Source organism: Apilactobacillus kunkeei (assembly GCF_005930975.1).
In the GTDB taxonomy this organism is placed as follows: Bacteria; Bacillota; Bacilli; order Lactobacillales; family Lactobacillaceae; genus Apilactobacillus; species Apilactobacillus kunkeei_E.
In genome coordinates, this window is the sequence record NZ_VBSE01000038.1 from 77,179 (window position 1) to 94,098 (window position 16,920).

17 protein-coding genes are annotated in these 16,920 nt (G+C 33.3%); 2 read left to right on the forward strand and 15 right to left on the reverse strand.

The window, feature by feature from the left end; all coding sequences use genetic code 11:
• Positions 1 to 14: 14 nt before the first annotated feature.
• The 12 genes from FD688_RS03235 to FD688_RS03290 form a co-directional block, all read right to left on the reverse strand.
• Positions 15 to 917, reverse strand: coding sequence for a F0F1 ATP synthase subunit gamma (locus FD688_RS03235; protein ID WP_034532074.1), 903 nt, complete (start codon positions 915 to 917; stop codon positions 15 to 17).
• Between the two features lie 21 nt (positions 918 to 938).
• Positions 939 to 2,468, reverse strand: a complete 1,530-nt coding sequence (gene atpA, locus FD688_RS03240; RefSeq protein ID WP_034532072.1) for a F0F1 ATP synthase subunit alpha — start codon at positions 2,466 to 2,468, stop codon at positions 939 to 941.
• A 31-nt stretch (positions 2,469 to 2,499) separates the two neighbouring features.
• A complete protein-coding gene (gene atpH, locus FD688_RS03245; RefSeq protein ID WP_053795281.1) occupies positions 2,500 to 3,042 on the reverse strand; it encodes an ATP synthase F1 subunit delta in 543 nt (180 codons plus the stop codon).
• A complete protein-coding gene (atpF, locus tag FD688_RS03250; RefSeq protein WP_034532069.1) occupies positions 3,032 to 3,568 on the reverse strand; it encodes a F0F1 ATP synthase subunit B in 537 nt (178 codons plus the stop codon). Before atpF ends, atpH begins: the two co-directional genes overlap by 11 nt.
• A 45-nt stretch (positions 3,569 to 3,613) precedes the next feature.
• Positions 3,614 to 3,826, reverse strand: a complete 213-nt coding sequence (gene atpE / locus FD688_RS03255; RefSeq protein ID WP_034532067.1) for a F0F1 ATP synthase subunit C — start codon at positions 3,824 to 3,826, stop codon at positions 3,614 to 3,616.
• Between the two features lie 28 nt (positions 3,827 to 3,854).
• The gene (gene atpB, locus FD688_RS03260) at positions 3,855 to 4,571 is read right to left on the reverse strand and encodes a F0F1 ATP synthase subunit A (protein WP_034532065.1); all 717 of its coding nucleotides are present in this window, start codon (positions 4,569 to 4,571) and stop codon (positions 3,855 to 3,857) included.
• A gap of 273 nt (positions 4,572 to 4,844) precedes the next feature.
• On the reverse strand, positions 4,845 to 5,477 hold the full coding sequence (gene upp / locus FD688_RS03265; protein WP_034532064.1) for a uracil phosphoribosyltransferase: 633 nt from the start codon (positions 5,475 to 5,477) through the stop codon (positions 4,845 to 4,847).
• 12 nt (positions 5,478 to 5,489) lie between these two features.
• Positions 5,490 to 6,731: a serine hydroxymethyltransferase gene (gene glyA, locus FD688_RS03270; protein WP_138741769.1), complete on the reverse strand. Its 1,242-nt coding sequence runs from the start codon at positions 6,729 to 6,731 to the stop codon at positions 5,490 to 5,492.
• Between the two features lie 30 nt (positions 6,732 to 6,761).
• On the reverse strand, positions 6,762 to 7,781 hold the full coding sequence (locus FD688_RS03275; RefSeq protein ID WP_138741770.1) for an L-threonylcarbamoyladenylate synthase: 1,020 nt from the start codon (positions 7,779 to 7,781) through the stop codon (positions 6,762 to 6,764).
• Between the two features lie 17 nt (positions 7,782 to 7,798).
• Positions 7,799 to 8,641, reverse strand: a complete 843-nt coding sequence (prmC, locus tag FD688_RS03280) for a peptide chain release factor N(5)-glutamine methyltransferase (protein ID WP_138741771.1) — start codon at positions 8,639 to 8,641, stop codon at positions 7,799 to 7,801.
• Positions 8,634 to 9,716, reverse strand: coding sequence for a peptide chain release factor 1 (prfA, locus tag FD688_RS03285; protein WP_138741772.1), 1,083 nt, complete (start codon positions 9,714 to 9,716; stop codon positions 8,634 to 8,636). Before prfA ends, prmC begins: the two co-directional genes overlap by 8 nt.
• Positions 9,717 to 9,726: 10 nt before the next feature.
• Positions 9,727 to 10,311: a thymidine kinase gene (locus tag FD688_RS03290; RefSeq protein ID WP_138741773.1), complete on the reverse strand. Its 585-nt coding sequence runs from the start codon at positions 10,309 to 10,311 to the stop codon at positions 9,727 to 9,729.
• Positions 10,312 to 10,481: 170 nt separating this feature from the next.
• Here FD688_RS03290 and FD688_RS03295 point away from each other — a divergent pair, with 170 nt between their 5' ends.
• Positions 10,482 to 11,831: a Mur ligase family protein gene (locus FD688_RS03295; protein WP_138741774.1), complete on the forward strand. Its 1,350-nt coding sequence runs from the start codon at positions 10,482 to 10,484 to the stop codon at positions 11,829 to 11,831.
• Positions 11,831 to 12,541, forward strand: coding sequence for a type 1 glutamine amidotransferase (locus tag FD688_RS03300; RefSeq protein ID WP_138741775.1), 711 nt, complete (start codon positions 11,831 to 11,833; stop codon positions 12,539 to 12,541). Before FD688_RS03295 ends, FD688_RS03300 begins: the two co-directional genes overlap by 1 nt.
• A 78-nt stretch (positions 12,542 to 12,619) precedes the next feature.
• Here FD688_RS03300 and FD688_RS03305 read toward each other — a convergent pair whose 3' ends face one another.
• Genes FD688_RS03305 through FD688_RS03315 form a run of 3 tightly spaced genes read right to left on the reverse strand, consistent with a single transcriptional unit; the run spans position 12,620 to position 16,860 of the window.
• Entirely contained in the window at positions 12,620 to 13,321 is a 702-nt protein-coding gene (locus tag FD688_RS03305; RefSeq protein WP_138741776.1) for a S8 family serine peptidase, read from the reverse strand.
• Complete coding sequence (locus tag FD688_RS03310; protein ID WP_138741777.1) at positions 13,314 to 14,864, reverse strand: ABC transporter transmembrane domain-containing protein; 1,551 nt, start codon at positions 14,862 to 14,864, stop codon at positions 13,314 to 13,316. The genes FD688_RS03305 and FD688_RS03310 overlap by 8 nt, the downstream gene beginning before the upstream one ends.
• Positions 14,845 to 16,860, reverse strand: a complete 2,016-nt coding sequence (locus FD688_RS03315; RefSeq protein WP_138741778.1) for a DUF4135 domain-containing protein — start codon at positions 16,858 to 16,860, stop codon at positions 14,845 to 14,847. Before FD688_RS03315 ends, FD688_RS03310 begins: the two co-directional genes overlap by 20 nt.
• Between the last annotated feature and the right edge of the window lie 60 nt (positions 16,861 to 16,920).

A 16,920-nucleotide genomic window follows, 5' to 3' on the forward strand; every position in this document is an offset into this window, starting at 1 on the left:
TTCCTCCCGTCATTTTAGTGCTTCAAAGCTTCTTGACCACCGACAATTTCAGTAATTTCGGTAGTAATTGCAGCTTGTCTTGCACGGTTATATTGTAGTTCTAATCTAGAAATAAGATCTGATGCATTATCTGAAGCAGATTGCATAGCAGTTGAACTAGATGAATGTTCTGAAGTCTTAGCATCAAGGATTGCTCCAAATACTAAACTTTGTGCGTATTGGGGTAATACAACCTTCAACACAGCAGATTCATCTGGTTCAATTTCATATTCAGCGCTAAAATCATGTGCCTTAATATCTTTGCTTGATTCTTCTTCAAATGCTTCGCTATCCATTGGTAGCATTTTTTCAGCTCTAAAAGTTGAAGAAATACGGTTAACAAAGTGTGTGTAGCAAACATATAACTTATCAAACACACCATCTTCAAACATTGAGTTTGCGGTCTTAACGATTTCTCTAACTTCAGCAAATGTTGGAATATCTGAAACGCCACGATATTCATAAGCCACGTTTACATTACGGTTCTTATAAAAATCAGCACCATTTCCACCTACAGCTAAAATCATGTAATCGTCAGGATTTGGAGTATGTTCTTCAATAAAGTTATTAGTTTCTCTAATCACATTACTGTTATAACTTCCTACCATTCCACGATCAGATGTAATAACTAGGTATGCTGTCTTACCAGACTTATGGTCAGATGCATTACTTGAGGAATTAATTTTGTCTAACAAATGAGACTGAGCTAAATGCATTACAACAGCCTTAACACGAGAAACATATTCCTCATAATTACTGGTATGCTTTTGAATACGATTTAACTTCGCAGTTGAAACCATTTGCATGGCAGTAGTAATTTGACGTGTATTTCTGGTTGATGCAATACGATGTTTAACATCATTAATAGATTCAGCCATTAGTTCTCACCATCCTTCAAGCTAGTTATTTTGTGTTTCTTCTTGCTTACTTGGTGTGAATGATTTAGTAAATTCATCAACTGCATTTGCTAAAGCATCACCTTCTGGTAACTTACCAGTGTTTACAATTGTATCTAATAAGTCACGGTGTGAAGCATCGAAGAAGTTGAATAGTTCAGTTTGGTAACGATGGATATCGTCAACAGCAATGCTGTCTAGGTAACCATGTGTCAAACTAAATAGAATAAGTACTTGTTTTTCGACAGGTAGTGGAGCGTGAAGAGGTTGTTTTAGAACTTCTTCTGTACGAGCACCACGGTTTAACTTGGCTTGTGTTGCATCATCCAAGTCAGAACCAAATTGAGCAAAGGCTTGTAGTTCATGGTATGAAGCTAAATCAAGTCTCAAAGTACCTGCTACTTGTTTCATTGCTTTAATTTGAGCGTCCCCACCAACACGAGAAACTGAAGTACCAGCATCAATAGCTGGACGAGTTCCTGAATAGAACATATCTGAATTCAAGAAGATTTGACCATCAGTAATTGAAATAACGTTGGTTGGAATGTAAGCTGAAACGTCCCCTGCTTGTGTTTCAACAATTGGTAAAGCAGTCATTGAACCGCCACCTAATTTGTCTGATAACTTAGCAGCACGTTCTAGTAAACGTGAGTGGGTATAGAAGATATCACCAGGATATGCTTCACGACCAGGAGGTCTACGAAGAATAAGTGATAGTTCACGGTAAGCGTTAGCTTGTTTTGTTAAATCATCATATACGATTAAAACGTGCTTACCTTGGTTCATAAAGTATTCACCAATAGCTGCACCAGCATATGGAGCAATGTATAGTAATGGAGCAGGTTCAGAAGGACCGGCTGACAATACAATTGTGTAATCCATTGCGCCAAACTTTTCTAGAGTAGCAACTTGTGAACGGACAGTTGAGTCCTTTTGTCCAATCGCAACGTAGATACAAATCATATCTTGATCCTTTTGGTTCAAGATTGTATCAACAGCGATTGAAGTTTTACCTGTTTTTCTATCACCGATGATTAATTCACGTTGACCACGGCCAATTGGAACTAACGCATCGATTGATTTAATACCAGTTTGTAATGGTTCAGAAACACTTTGTCTGTCCATGATACCTGGAGCTTTCTTTTCAATAGGACGAGATGATTCAGTCTTGATATCACCCTTACCATCAATTGGTTGACCTAATGAGTTGATGGTTCTACCCACCATTTCTTCTCCAACAGGAACTTCCATGATTTTACCGGTACGTTTAATAGTTGCACCTTCACGAATATGTGTACAGTCACCTAAAACAACAATACCTACATCGTTACTTTCAAGGTTTTGAGCCATACCATAGATTCCGTTTTCGAATTCAAGTAACTCACCAGACAACGCATTATCTAAACCATGAGCACGAGCAACACCGTCACCAACATAGGTAACAACCCCTGTTTCTTCAACAGCTAGGTCATCCTTGTAACCGGATAATTGTTGCTTGATTAGAGCACTGATTTCTTCAGCATTAATGCTCATAAAAGTTTCACCTCTTTGATAGATATTGTTATTAACTCAATAGAAGCTTTTTAATGTTGTTAATTTTTGTCTTAACACTTCCATCAAAAATAACGTTCGATGATTTTAGAATTACACCACCGATTAAACTTTGATCAACTTTGTTATTTAAGATAACTTCGTTGGCACCTACACGCGCCTTGAAGACGTCTGTAAGTTTTTGCTTTTGTTCGTCGGATAGAGGAACTACAGATAGTGCATCAGCATGAACAATCTTATGTTTTTCGTTATAAGAATGTTCAAATTCTTCCACAATCAAAGTAAATTCATCCATTTTGTTAGAACCTAGTAAAACTTTTAATAGGTTCTTAACATATTCGACGTCAGAATTGTCAATCAAAGGTTTGATTAAACTTTCTTTTTTGTCTTCTGGAAAGCTTACATCAGTTAAAACTCGACTTAGTGATGAATTATCATCAAATACTTGTTTGATGGATAACAATTCACTCAAACCGGCTTCAACTTGATTTTGTTCTTCAAGCACTTCATAAAGTGCTTTTGAATAACGTTTTGCGAATGTGATTTTATCTAGCATCTTGCTTCCCCAACCCTTCAATATAAGAATCAATCAATGCCTTTTGATCGTCAGCTTTTAATTCTTTTTGAATGATCTTAGAAGCAATTTCAATAGATAAATTGGCCACATCATTTTTGGTGTTTGCTAAAGCATCTTTACGTTCTTGTTCAATATCTTTTTGAGCAGAAGTCTTGATACTTTGAGCATCGTTTCTTGCAGTTGTGATAATTTGGTCACTTTGTACTTGAGCAGATTGTTTAGCATTATTAATAATGCCAGTTGCATCTTCTCTAGATTTTGCCAAGGCGTCTTCACGTTGCTTTGCTAAATCTTCAGCGTCCTTACGTGACTTTTCTGCAGAATTGATGTCATCGGCAATCTTGTTAGCACGTTTTTCCATCATTTCTGATAATGGCTTCCATGCGAATTTCATGATAAGCAACATCAACACAATGAATACAAACGCGGTGAAAATCATATTACCGTAGTACAATCCACCACCATCGGTCACAGCGACAGTTGGCAATAATGAATGTGAAAGCATCTATTGACACCTCCTTAACTGAGAATAGAAGAATTATTTTTCCTATTACTTGTTCATGTAAACTAGAGAAAGAACAAGTGAAATAATTGGCATAGCTTCGACCAAACCAACACCAATAAACATGTTAGTTCTTAATTGACCAGTCATTTCTGGTTGTCTAGCCATTCCTTCTAGAAATTTTGAAACAACAATACCGTTACCGATACCAGCACCGATAGCGGAACCACACATAGCGATACCTGCAGCGATTACACCCATGGTAAATCCTCCTTAATAATAAATAAAATTATTCCTCAGGTTGAAGCTTTTGAGAAATGTATACAAAAGTTAGTGTTACGAAAACAAATGCTTGAACACTCCCAATAAAAATTGAGAACGCATCCCAAATCATTGCAATGAAGATACTTGGGATAAAGCTTAGTGCTCCCATTGAAAAAGCTAATTTTGTAACCATTCCTAGAAGCAATTCACCTGCGAAAATATTACCGTATAAACGTAAACCTAGAGTTAAGAAATTAGCTAACTCTTCGAAAACGTTTAAAGGAAACAATAACTTAAAAGGCTTAAAATAGCTTCCTACGAAGTAGCCTTTAAAACCTAGTTTTGAGACCCCTAAGAAATGAGCTAATGATAATGACAATGCTGCCAATGTCAAAGCTACAATAGGATCAGCGGTTGGACTCTTAACATATGTAACACCGCTATAATCAATTTGGAATAGTAATCCCATTTGATTAGAGATGAAGATGAATAAGAATAATACAAATGCATATAGTCCAAAAGCACTGGCCTCAGATCCTGAAATCGATCCCTTAACTATTCCGTTGGTAAAATCTACAATCATTTCTAGGAAATTTTGCTTTCCTGATGGAATAACTTGTAGCTTTCTTGAACAGATAAAAACTAATAAAAATGTAAATACAGCAGCCACAGTAACAGCAACCATATTACCAATATTAAAAGTTAGTCCAAATAGTTTAAAAGTGGATATTGGATCATTCACAGATTATCACCCCTTTTCGCAACCTAAGCATACTAAACATTAACATCAAATTAATGATAGTTTTAACTCTTAAGATGATGTATTTCTCTTTCAAAATACAATAAGATAGTACCACCATTCAGGTTTCATTTCAAAATAAAATAGTTATTTAACACATTTTTTACAAAAATTACAATTTATGCTTTACAAATTGTAAAAAATGTATCTTAGACTTTTAGTATAAAGTTATGAATAAATAAAAAAATCCATCGCAAAAAGACGATGGATTTTTATTTATTTAGTACCAAATAGACGATCTCCGGCATCACCTAATCCAGGTACAATGTAACCGTTTTCTAGATGATCATCTAATGCAGCAGTATAGATATCTACATCACCATGGGCTTTTTGAAGCGCTTCCACACCTTCAGGAGCAGCTACCAAGCACACAAATTTAATATTACTTTCGTCGACACCACGCTTGATTAAAGCATCAATTGCCATAATGGCAGAACCTCCTGTAGCAAGCATTGGATCAACAACAAAAATTTGACGTTTGTCAATATCACTAGGTAATTTCACAAAGTATTCATGAGGTTCCAAAGTGTCTTCATCACGATACATACCGATATGACCAACCTTAGCGGCTGGAATTAAATCTAAGATACCATCAACCATACCGATACCAGCACGAAGGATGGGCACAACCGCAACCTTCTTACCAGATAGTTGCTTTGCATGTGCAATTCCCTCTGGTGTCTTTACATCAACGTCTTCTAGTGGCATATCTCTAGATACTTCAAAAGCTAACAGTGACGCAATTTCATTTACAACTTCACGAAATTCTCTAGTCCCACAATTTTCGTTTCTAATAATAGTTAACTTGTGTTGAATCAATGGATGATTCATTACTTGAAATTTTCCCATGATTAATCTCCTTTAATCAAAAATTGGATGTGATTGGGTTAATTGGGATACTTCTTCTCTTACTTCATTTAGGATATTTTCATCATCATGATGTTCAATTGCACGTGTTATCATGTTTGCAACTTTACGTGAATCTTTTTCATCGAACCCTCTAGAAGTAATTGCAGGAGTACCTAATCTTAATCCACTTGTAACAAATGGACTTAATTTTTCATCAGGAATTGCTTCCTTATTAGTTGTAATCTTAAGTGAATCTAATAGAATTTGAGCTTCTTTCCCATTCAATTCAGTCTTGGTTAAATCTAATACCATCAAATGATTATCTGTACCATCAGATACTACTTTAATGGTATCACTATTGTTAAATTCATCTGCCATTGCAGCAGCATTTTTAATAACTTGTTTTGAGTATTCTTTAAATGCTGGTTGCAAGTCTTCAAAAAAGCAAGCAGCTTTACCAGCAATCACATGTTCCAAAGGTCCACCTTGTGATCCTGGGAACATAGCAGAATTAATTTTTTTAGCATATTTTTCGTTAGACAAAATCATTCCACCACGAGGGCCTCTTAAAGTCTTATGAGTGGTGGTAGTTACGACATCGGCAATTCCGATAGGACTTGGATGTAATCCGGTAGCGACTAGTCCAGCAATGTGGGCCATATCTACCATTAAGTATGCGCCAACTTCGTCGGCAATTTCTCTGAACTTGTTCCAGTCGATGATACGGCTGTAAGCTGAAGCACCAGCAACAATAATTTGTGGTTGAACTTCCTTAGCAATTTCTAAGATATCATCGTAGTTAAGACGTTCAGTCTTTGGATCTAGGCCGTATGAGAATGATTGGTAAATCTTACCTGAGAAGTTTACCTTAGCACCGTGGGTTAAGTGACCACCGGCATTTAAATCCATCCCTAAAATCTTATCTCCAGGCTTCAAAAATGCTGAGTAAACAGCTTGGTTAGCTTGTGAACCTGAATGTGGTTGAACATTAACATATTCAGCCCCAAATAACTTCTTAGCACGTTCAATCGCTAAAGTTTCTGATTTATCTACAAATTCACAACCACCGTAGTATCTTTTACCAGGATATCCTTCGGCGTATTTGTTAGTTAAAACAGAACCTTGCGCAGCCATTACAGCGTTTGATGCAATGTTTTCTGACGCAATTAGCTCAATTGTGTTTTCTTGACGAGTTTGTTCATTCTTAATTACATCCCATAATTCTTTGTCTTCATTTTGGTAATCGTATTTCATGATAGAAGTGCCCCCTCAAAATTTACGTAACTATTTATTAAAATGTTTTTGTCCAGCAGATTTATTCAATCTGTTCATATATGCTTCACCAATGCCTTGATTTGCAAAACCTTGCGTCAATATTGATTTTACTTCTTTTTCATTGTCAAAATGTCTTAGTCCTGCAAACAAGGCATGACTTGCTGATAAGACGGTATCTCCTAATGAAAATGTTTCAACATTATCAGGCCAATCAACATCATTTAAAACAGTATCAATTGCCATGACTCCAACAGTATGATCTTGTTTAGATGCCCATTTAGCAGCTTCTTTGAAGTCGCTAATAGCGTCTACAATATAGACTTGTGCTGATGGTGCGTAATGTTTGTACTTCATTCCAGGTGCCTTTGGAATTTGACTATCAGATAGATGAACTCGTTCGTCTAGCACTGGTTTATTAATAATTTCTTCGATTTGTTCGGCTGAAATAGCACCCGGTCTTAATATGGCAGGTTGATCAGTCGACATATCCAAGACAGTGGATTCAACACCGTATTGACATTCTCCATCATCTAAGATCCCTGCAATCTTACCTTTTAAATCATGATAAACATGTTTTGCCAAAGTAGGACTGGGTTTCCCAGATGTGTTCGCAGATGGGCCAACAATTGGTACCCCTGCTTCTCTAATCAATGATAGTGTAACCTCATTATTAGGATTTCTAAATGCTGCAGTATCTAATCCACCGGTAACGGTTTTAGATAATACATTGTCTTTCAAATTAAAAATAATAGTTAATGGTCCAGGCCAAAATGTATCAATTAGCTTCTTTGCCTCATCAGACAATGGTTGTGCGTATCTTTCAACCATTTCTGGGCCGTCAACATGGACGATTAAAGGATTATCACTTGGACGTCCTTTAGCCGCGTAAACTTGCTTAACAGCATCTTCATTAGTTGCATCAGCTCCTAAACCATATACCGTTTCAGTTGGAAAAGAAACTAATTTTCCATCCGCGATATCTTTAGCAGCGTCAGATAAATCATCTGCAGTGTATATCTTTGTGTCCATAAATAAATACATCCCCCCTAATAATTAACTCGAATCATTCTCGGATTACCGAAAAAGTCATCACGATTGGTGACCTCGCATCCTGGAATTAATTCGGTAAAAATATTGGTAACTGATTCGGTCTGCTTAAATCCAATTTCAAGATATAAACTACCGTGAAAAGTATCCTTCTTTATTCTAATATAATCTGCGATTTTTTGATACATAAATAAGCCATTATTTTTGGCAAATAATGCTTCTTTTGGTTCGTGTTCTATTACACTTTCATCCATATATTTAATTTCATCTTCGGAAATATAAGGAGGATTGCTGATTATTACGTCATAATCTTCGGTTATAGCACTAAACAAATCACTCTCTATGAACCTAACGTTGGTTTTGTTCATTTTGTTGTTGAAATCCGCTACTTCTAAGGCTTTTGAGGAGATGTCAGCAGCATCTACTTGCCATTCTGGGTGTTTCTTGCTGATTGAGATGGCAATTGCACCACTTCCTGTTCCCATATCAAGTACTTTAAGCTCTTTTCGATTGGCAAAATCGGTTAACAACCACTCAACTAATTCCTCAGTTTCGGGGCGTGGAATTAGAACTCTATCATCGACTTTAAAACGATTACCATAAAACTCTGTTTCACCGATAATATATTGAGCTGGCTGACCATCCAGATATTGATAAATCCAGTTAAAGTATTTTTCAACGTCTGCAGGATTCATTGTGTCGCGGTAATGCAATAACAAGTGTGTATTATCAAAGCCAAACATTTCCATCAAAAATAATTTAGCAGTTTCTTGATCTAAGTTTTTTTCCGATATAAGAAAAGAAGCCCTCTTCTGGGCTTCAAAATAAGTCATATTAGTCATTCTTTAGTTGCTCCAACTTGGCAGTTTGGTCAGATAGAATCAATGCATCAATAATATCGTCTAAGTCACCATTCATAACCTTATCCAACTTGTTAACAGTTAAACCAATACGGTGATCAGTAACACGGTTTTGTGGATAGTTGTAAGTTCTAATTCTTTCTGAACGATCACCAGTACCAACAGCTGACTTTCTTTCAGCATCGTATTTATCTTCTTCTTGTTGTTGGTAATAATCATAAACACGTGACTTCAATACTTGCATTGCTTTAGCACGGTTTTGTTGTTGTGAACGTTCATCTTGCATGGCAACAACAATTCCTGTTGGCAAGTGGGTCATTCTAACAGCTGATGAAGTTTTGTTAACGTGTTGTCCACCGGCACCAGATGCACGGTAAACATCAGTCTTAATATCTTTTGGATCAATATCTATATCAACATCTTCAGCCTCTGGCATAACACCAACGGTAGCAGTAGAAGTATGAATACGACCAGCTGATTCAGTTGAAGGAACACGTTGTACACGATGAGCACCGTTTTCAAACTTCAACTTAGAATAAACATTTTCACCTTGAATCATGATGGCAATTTCCTTAAAACCACCAACTTCAGTGTCGCTTTCATCAATGATTGATGTCTTCCAGCCTTGGCTTTCTGCATAACGAATGTACATATTGTATAAGTCAGCAGCAAACAAGCTACCTTCATCCCCACCAGCAGCACCATGAATTTCCATGATAATGTTCTTGTCATCATTAGGGTCCTTAGGTAATAGCATAATCTTGATTTGTTCTTCAAGTTCAGCCTTCTGTGGTTCTAATTCACTAATTTCACTCTTAACCATTTCATTCATGTCATCGTCTAGCTTTTCAGCAAGCATGGCCTTGTCGTCTTCTAGTTGTGAGACAACATCCTTGTACTTGTTGTAAGCTGCAACAACTTCTCTTAAACTACCTTCTTCTTTAGATAGTTCCATGAAACGTTTTGTATCCGCGATAACTTCTGGGTCACTGATCAATTCGTTTAGTTCATCGTATCGATCAACTACTGATTGCAGCTTTTCAAATATTTCATCCATTAATTATTCCTCACTTTCCCATTTCGTCCAAAGGTGGGTTGAAATAATGCTTACGACATACTGGGTAGTATGATTCGTTTCCACCTACTTGAATTTGTTCACCTTCATATACTGGTTGATTGTCATGAAAGCGAAGGTTCATTGTGGCTTTACGACCACAGAACCAACAAATTGTCTTCATTTCTTCAATCTTGTCAGCATATAATAATAATGCTTCTGATCCCTCAAATAACTTGTTTTGAAAGTCATTTTTTAAACCAAATGCGATTACCGGAATCGATAACTCATCGACAATTTTTGCCAGTTGTAAGACGTGAGCCTTAGTCAAAAATTGGGCTTCGTCAATTAAGATACAACTAGCATCTGGGTCAATTTCCTTGACCATTTCAAAGCAATCAGAATTCGTTTCAATCACATGTGCACCTCTACTCAATCCTACTCGGGAGGCAACGGTACCTCTTTCTTCCCTTGTGTCCAATGCACTTGTCATGATTACGACAGATTTACCTTGTTCTTCATAATTATGAGCAACTTTGATGATTTCAATGGACTTTCCACTGTTCATTGCCCCGTAGCGATAATATAGTTGTGCCATGATTAAACTCGCTTTCTGTATTTTTTCATTTATTATTATAGCTGATTTACGAATTAATTTCGACAGTTCCAAAGAATTTACATCATTTTACTGAAATAATGCAATTATTCGGTCTATAATAGTAAAGTATGATAAAATTTTGTGTATTAATTAATTAAGGAGTACAAGCAATGTCTATAAGAAGCGAATTTGCGACTTTTGCTGGTAAGTCTTCATACTGGTTTTTACATACCTTTATGAATGGAGGAAGTTCTCTTCCTGGTAAGATTACCACAGCAATTGATCCAGCGATTTTAAAACATCTAGGTCAAAACTATGACATTATCGTGGTTACTGGTACTAATGGAAAAACCCTAACCACTGCACTTACTGTTCAAGTGCTAAAACAAAAATATCAAAACGTCGTTACTAATCCATCTGGTTCTAACATGGAACAAGGTCTAGTAACTACATTTCTAAAAGCTAAAAACCCTAAGACCAATCGTTCACTTGCTGTCTTAGAAGTCGATGAAGCAAATGTTATTAAATTGACTAAGTACGTTCAACCAATCGCCTTTGTCTTCACCAACATCTTCCGCGATCAAATGGATCGTTATGGCGAAATCTATACTACCTACAAGAAGATTATTGATGGAGTTAAATTAGCACCAAATGCTACTATTATCGCCAATGGTGATGCTCCAATCTTTAACTCTGTTGATTTGCCTAACCCTAAAATTTACTATGGTTTTAAAAATCACGATGACAGCGATAATTTCAAGGCAGAACCAAATACCGACGGTGTCTTATGCCCGGTATGTCAAAACATCTTGCACTACCACTACATTAGTTATGCCAACTTAGGTAACTATTTCTGTGAGCATTGTGGTTTCAAGCGTCCAAAACTAACTCATGAATTAACTAAACTTGGCGCATTAACTCCAAACTCATCTGACTTCACTGTCGATGGTCAAGATCTATCAATTGGTATTGGTGGAGTTTACAACATTTACAACGCGTCAGCTGCTTATTCAGTTGGGCGCTTCCTTGACGTTGAACCAAAAGATATCGCTCAAGCATTTACTGCTAATGAACGTGTCTTTGGTCGCCAAGAACTAATCAATGTTGATGGTAAGGAAACCACATTAGTATTAGTTAAGAACCCTGTTGGACTAAACCAAGTCATCGATACTATCTCCAAAGAACAAGATGACTTCTCACTAATCTGCTTATTAAATGCCAACTATGCTGATGGAATTGATACTAGTTGGATTTGGGACGGTGAATTTGAACGCTTCACTAATATGCCAATCAAGAAGTTTATCACCGGTGGTGAAAGATATAAGGATATTACCTTTAGATTTAAAGTTGCTGGTGTTGATGAAAACATTCATGAAGTTCAACCTAATCTAGAAAAGGTAGTTGAAGAAATCCCTAATCTACCAACTAAGAAGGTTTATATCTTAGCTACCTACACTGCAATGCTTCAATTAAGAAAAGACTTTGCGGAAAAAGGTTATATTAAGGGAGGTATGGAATAATGACCAAAGAATATACATTACACATTGCCCACTTATATGGTGATTTAATGAATACCTATGGTGATTTAGGAAATATCTTAGTTCTTAAATACTATGGAAAGAAAATGGGTATTAATGTAGAATCAAAAGTCGTTAGTTTAGATGAAGACTTCAAGTCCGACGACTATGACATCGCCGTTTTCGGTGGTGGACAAGATTTTGAACAAAGCATTGTTTCAAAAGACTTCCAAACTAAAAAAGATGAAATCAAAAAATTCATTGATTCAGATGGTTGTTTGTTAGCCATCTGTGGTGGTTACCAACTTCTTGGTAAATATTACATTGATGCCGAAGGAAATAAGATACCTGGTATCGGCGTATTAGATCACTATACAGAACAACAAGATGATAACCGTTTCATCGGTGACATCAAGATTAAGAATAAAGAGACCGGTGAGGTTTACCATGGCTTCGAAAATCATCAAGGTGTAACTTATACAGGTGATGGCGAACGCCCTTTAGGTGACGTTGAACAGGGTTATGGTAACAATGGTTCCGATCAGGCTGAAGGTGCAATTTTCAAAAATGTTTACTGCACTTACTTCCACGGCCCTATCCTAGCTAGAAATAATATCATCGCAAAACATATCTTAATCAAAGCCTTAAAGCGTCGTTATCCTAACGATGACTTCTCTGCACAAGAAAAGATTGACGTTTCTGAATCATATTAAAAAATAGTTCAAATCTTTATAAGATTTGAACTATTTTTATTCATAAGTATTCTACATTTATATGTTTAGATATAATTTCTATCCATCTTTATTTATATTCGAAATAATCCCACTAAATATTCCAGCAGAAATACTAGTTCCAAACGTATTAATATTTTTTCCGTTATCCATTTTAAATTTTATAGGATATAAACAATCTCCACCGTATATAAACTCATTAACACATGTTCCGAAATTAGAATAGTCTGCTCTTTCATAATTAGAATTTAAAGCTCCAACTGTGATAACAGTACTAAACATAGCCGGTATAACCATATAAGGATATATATCATCCAAATTAATTCCGTAGTTACCAGCAGAACACACAATTGTAACTTTTTTTGAATCAGCATACTTTATTGCATTCTTCCATTTTTGATAAATTCTTAATCCCTCTTCTGTATTAATTTTTATTACGGTATCCATAGAAATGTTTATTAAATTTATTCCTTTATCTATAGCTTCGTACAGTTTGTAAATTACGTCTGAATAATCTTTTTCAGCTAAAAAACTATAGAAAAAACAATCGTTTGATGCGTATAAGGCAATACTTTTGCCCACAATCTCTCCATGTGGACTTATAACTTTATCATTAAAAAATGATTTTTTAAACTTTTTTTGTATATAATTACTTTTACTAATTCCTGAATCAATCAAACAAATTCTATCTAATTTATGATTAATAATTTGTTCATATTTTTTTAACAAGCCTTCATAAACTTTGTCCCTTTCACTACTCATTTCCTAACACAATCTTTCTGCTCTCTTGAATATCCGGATGGTTATGATCTATTACTATCACAATATTATTATTTTTTTCCAAAAAATGATATAAACTTTGTTGATTTTTATAGTAAAGATTACTAATAACCTCATCAAATATAATCACACAATTTGAATCCAATAATGATCTAATAATCTTGATTTTTTGAACTTCTCCAGTACTTAAATCTTCCACAGATTTATTTAGCTCCATTTTAAATTCTAATATCGAGCAAATTTTACTAAAGTAGTTAAAATCAATGTCATTTAATCCTATAAAAATATTATCTCTTACTGTTCCAGGTATAAGCTTACTTTCAAAATCAACATAAACAACTTTGTCAACATTAAGCATTTTAATATTGCCTTCTTCTAAATCAACTTCTCCAAAAATAGCCTTGGCTAATGTTGTTTTACCAGAACCATTATGTCCTTCAATAAAATTCAATCCCTCTTCAAAATCAAAGCTAATATTTTTTGATTTGAAATTAACATAGTTAATTCTTACATTGTCAATAATCAATCTAGATTTTCCATTATCGGATGTGCTAATATTAAAATCATTTCTTTTATTTAAACTATTAAAATAATTGTTTACACGACCCATGGATATTCTCAACTCTTTATACTGAGGCAAAACAGACATTGCACTGGTAATTGGTATAAATATAGTCGAACTAAAAGTGAATATCGCAATTAAACTTCCTACAGATAATTTATTATTGATTACAAACATTGTTCCAATAAATAGAATAATAAAAGGAATCATTGTAGATACGATACCTATAAAACTGGAAAAAAAAGAATTAATAAACACATATTTTATATTACTAACTTTAAGATCAGTATTATCATTCTTAAACATTTTCTCTATGAAAGAAGAAGCATTAAAGGATTTAATAAGAGACAAAGAGTCACTGACCCTTCTTAAAAAATTATTAGTATTATCCAAGCTTTCTTTTATTGCATTATATCTAGATTGTATCAATTTACTAAAAAAAACATTAATCAATAATAATATAGGTAATATGGATATTAAAATCAATGTTATTATCCAATCTAGGTAAAACAAAGAGATAACATACATTACTATCGTAATAAACGAACTTATTAAAGTCACTATAAAAGAAACAATGTCATCCCCAATATTTTCAAAATCACTGTTAAAAAGAGTAGCTAATTTATAATCTTTATTTATTTTTTCTTTGCTATCTAAAAATTTGTTTATAATCTTTTCTCTCTTTGTATATATATATTTTTGTGACATTCTAGCTGAAATAATACTCACTATACAATTTAATATTATTTCCATAATGATAAGTAATATCATTATCCCGAAAAAAGCATCTAGCTTTTTAGTGGATTTCCCAATAATTATTTTATCAATTAAGTATTTCATACCGTATGGAAACGAAACCGATATCAACACTGCGAAAAAAATGAAAATAATCATAATTAATAAAGATATCTTATTCTTTTTAATAAATTCATTTAATGACATATTAAAATTTTTGTTTATCATTTTTTACCTCACTTATAAAGTTGTTCATTAAACCACTAAATATCGGCGAAAATGTATAGGCACCTTCTACACTTAGTTTAAATGAAATATTTGTATTTTTTTTATTCTGTAATATATATTCTGCAACATTTTCATCATTAAAATTTTCTATATAATAATCACTAGTATTTATAAAATTATCAAAATCTAAACTCTTTAACTTATCTCCTTTACTTTGGACATAATTATAGGCAACATAAATCGAAAAAATATTTTCCTCATTCTGACTTTCTAGGTTATCTTCTCCTATGAAACTATTAAGAAGATCTACGGCTATTTTATTTAAAGAATGATCTTTTAACTTACATGAATAAAAACATAAACAAATAATGAGTCCAATTGAATTAAAAATATCGCATTCTAAATCACCAATCTCATAATCATTTTTATTAATGTTTAAACAAGTTAATTTGCTCTCTTTATCCTTAAAAAATTTATAATAAACTTCTTTAATTTTGTCCAAGACCTGAACTATTTCATCCGCATGTTCTTTATCTGCCAAATGTGTTTTAAAGAAAGAAAGTCTGAGAATCCTCATCTGAATTTCAAGATCACTATCACATGTTGAGTCAATATTTTCATTTAATTGTTCGTACATAGTTTTTGAGAAATATTTTTCAACAATTTTTCTTCCTTGCTTTGTGTATAGACTTTTGTCCGTAAAATTAAAGTAATAAGATGGAATATAACCTTTTTTTAAAGCATCTAACTCATCCAATAAAATTCTGTTGTCAATATTACTACTATTTTTTTCAAAAATTTTTAATATTTTATTGCTATAATTATTAACTCTAGAATCAATTCCTCTCATATTTTGCAAAAAGGTATAGTATAAAGCTGTATTTCTTATAACAGTCCTAAAAAGGAATTTTTCTTTTTTTGCTATTATTTCTATGTTATTCTTTATTTCATTTTTATGTTCTAAAATAACATTATATGAATCTTTAAATCCGTTCAAAAAAGATTCTAAATTTAGATTATTACCATACAAAGTTTTATAAATCTTATTTATACTTACTTTTTTCTCTATGTTATCCTTTATTATTAATTTATTTTTATAATCATAGTCAATAGTTTGATTATTGACAAATTCAAACATGATATCTGGATTAAATATTATACTTGTACAATATTTTATTGATTTTCTATAATTGTTAGGTGTTATTTCCGTATTTAAAACACTTCTTTCATAATTATGTCCACACAATGTTTCTAAATCAACAAAAACGGGATTATATCTGTTTATAATGCAATTTTCGTAATGCATATCCGTTGATCCTAACATGTAAAAAATTGTTTCAAACACACCCATCCGATAAAACAATTTATTGACACCGCTATCTGGAGGATTTATTTCCTTAATATGTTCAACCCATGAATGATCTTTAAAAAAAACACACTTTGGTATTACATAATTAAATTTCATATATTTTTTTAAAATTACTACAATTTTTTCTAAAATCAAATACTGATTATATCTTTGCGGTTTAAACACTAAGTCACCATCATCACAATGGACAATAGCAACTGTCACTCCTTCATGAACATCTCCTTTGTCTAGTTCAATGGATTTAACGTGTCCATATTTTGTTTTTAACACTTTACTAATAATTTCTTTATCTTTATAAAAATAATACAATATCGTATTATTTTGATTTATATAATCGTGAACTTTATAAATTAGATCTCTTTCCAAATCATGGAAAGATTCAAATATATTGATAAGATTAATGTCATTTACATATTCTTTTATGTCTTTATTCCCATCAAATGAAAATAAAACATAATCAATAATAAAGTCATTAATTAATGACACAGTATCATCTAAAATTGAATAATAAGAATATAAATAATTTATTCTTTTTATCAATTTAATATCTTTTTTTATCGGATAATCATTTAATAAATATTTCTCACATTTTTTCTTAGTGATTTTTTTTAAAATTTCTGGTTTCATTATTATCACCTCGTTATCTAATCTAATTCATATCAATATTATATATTATAATTTAATAAT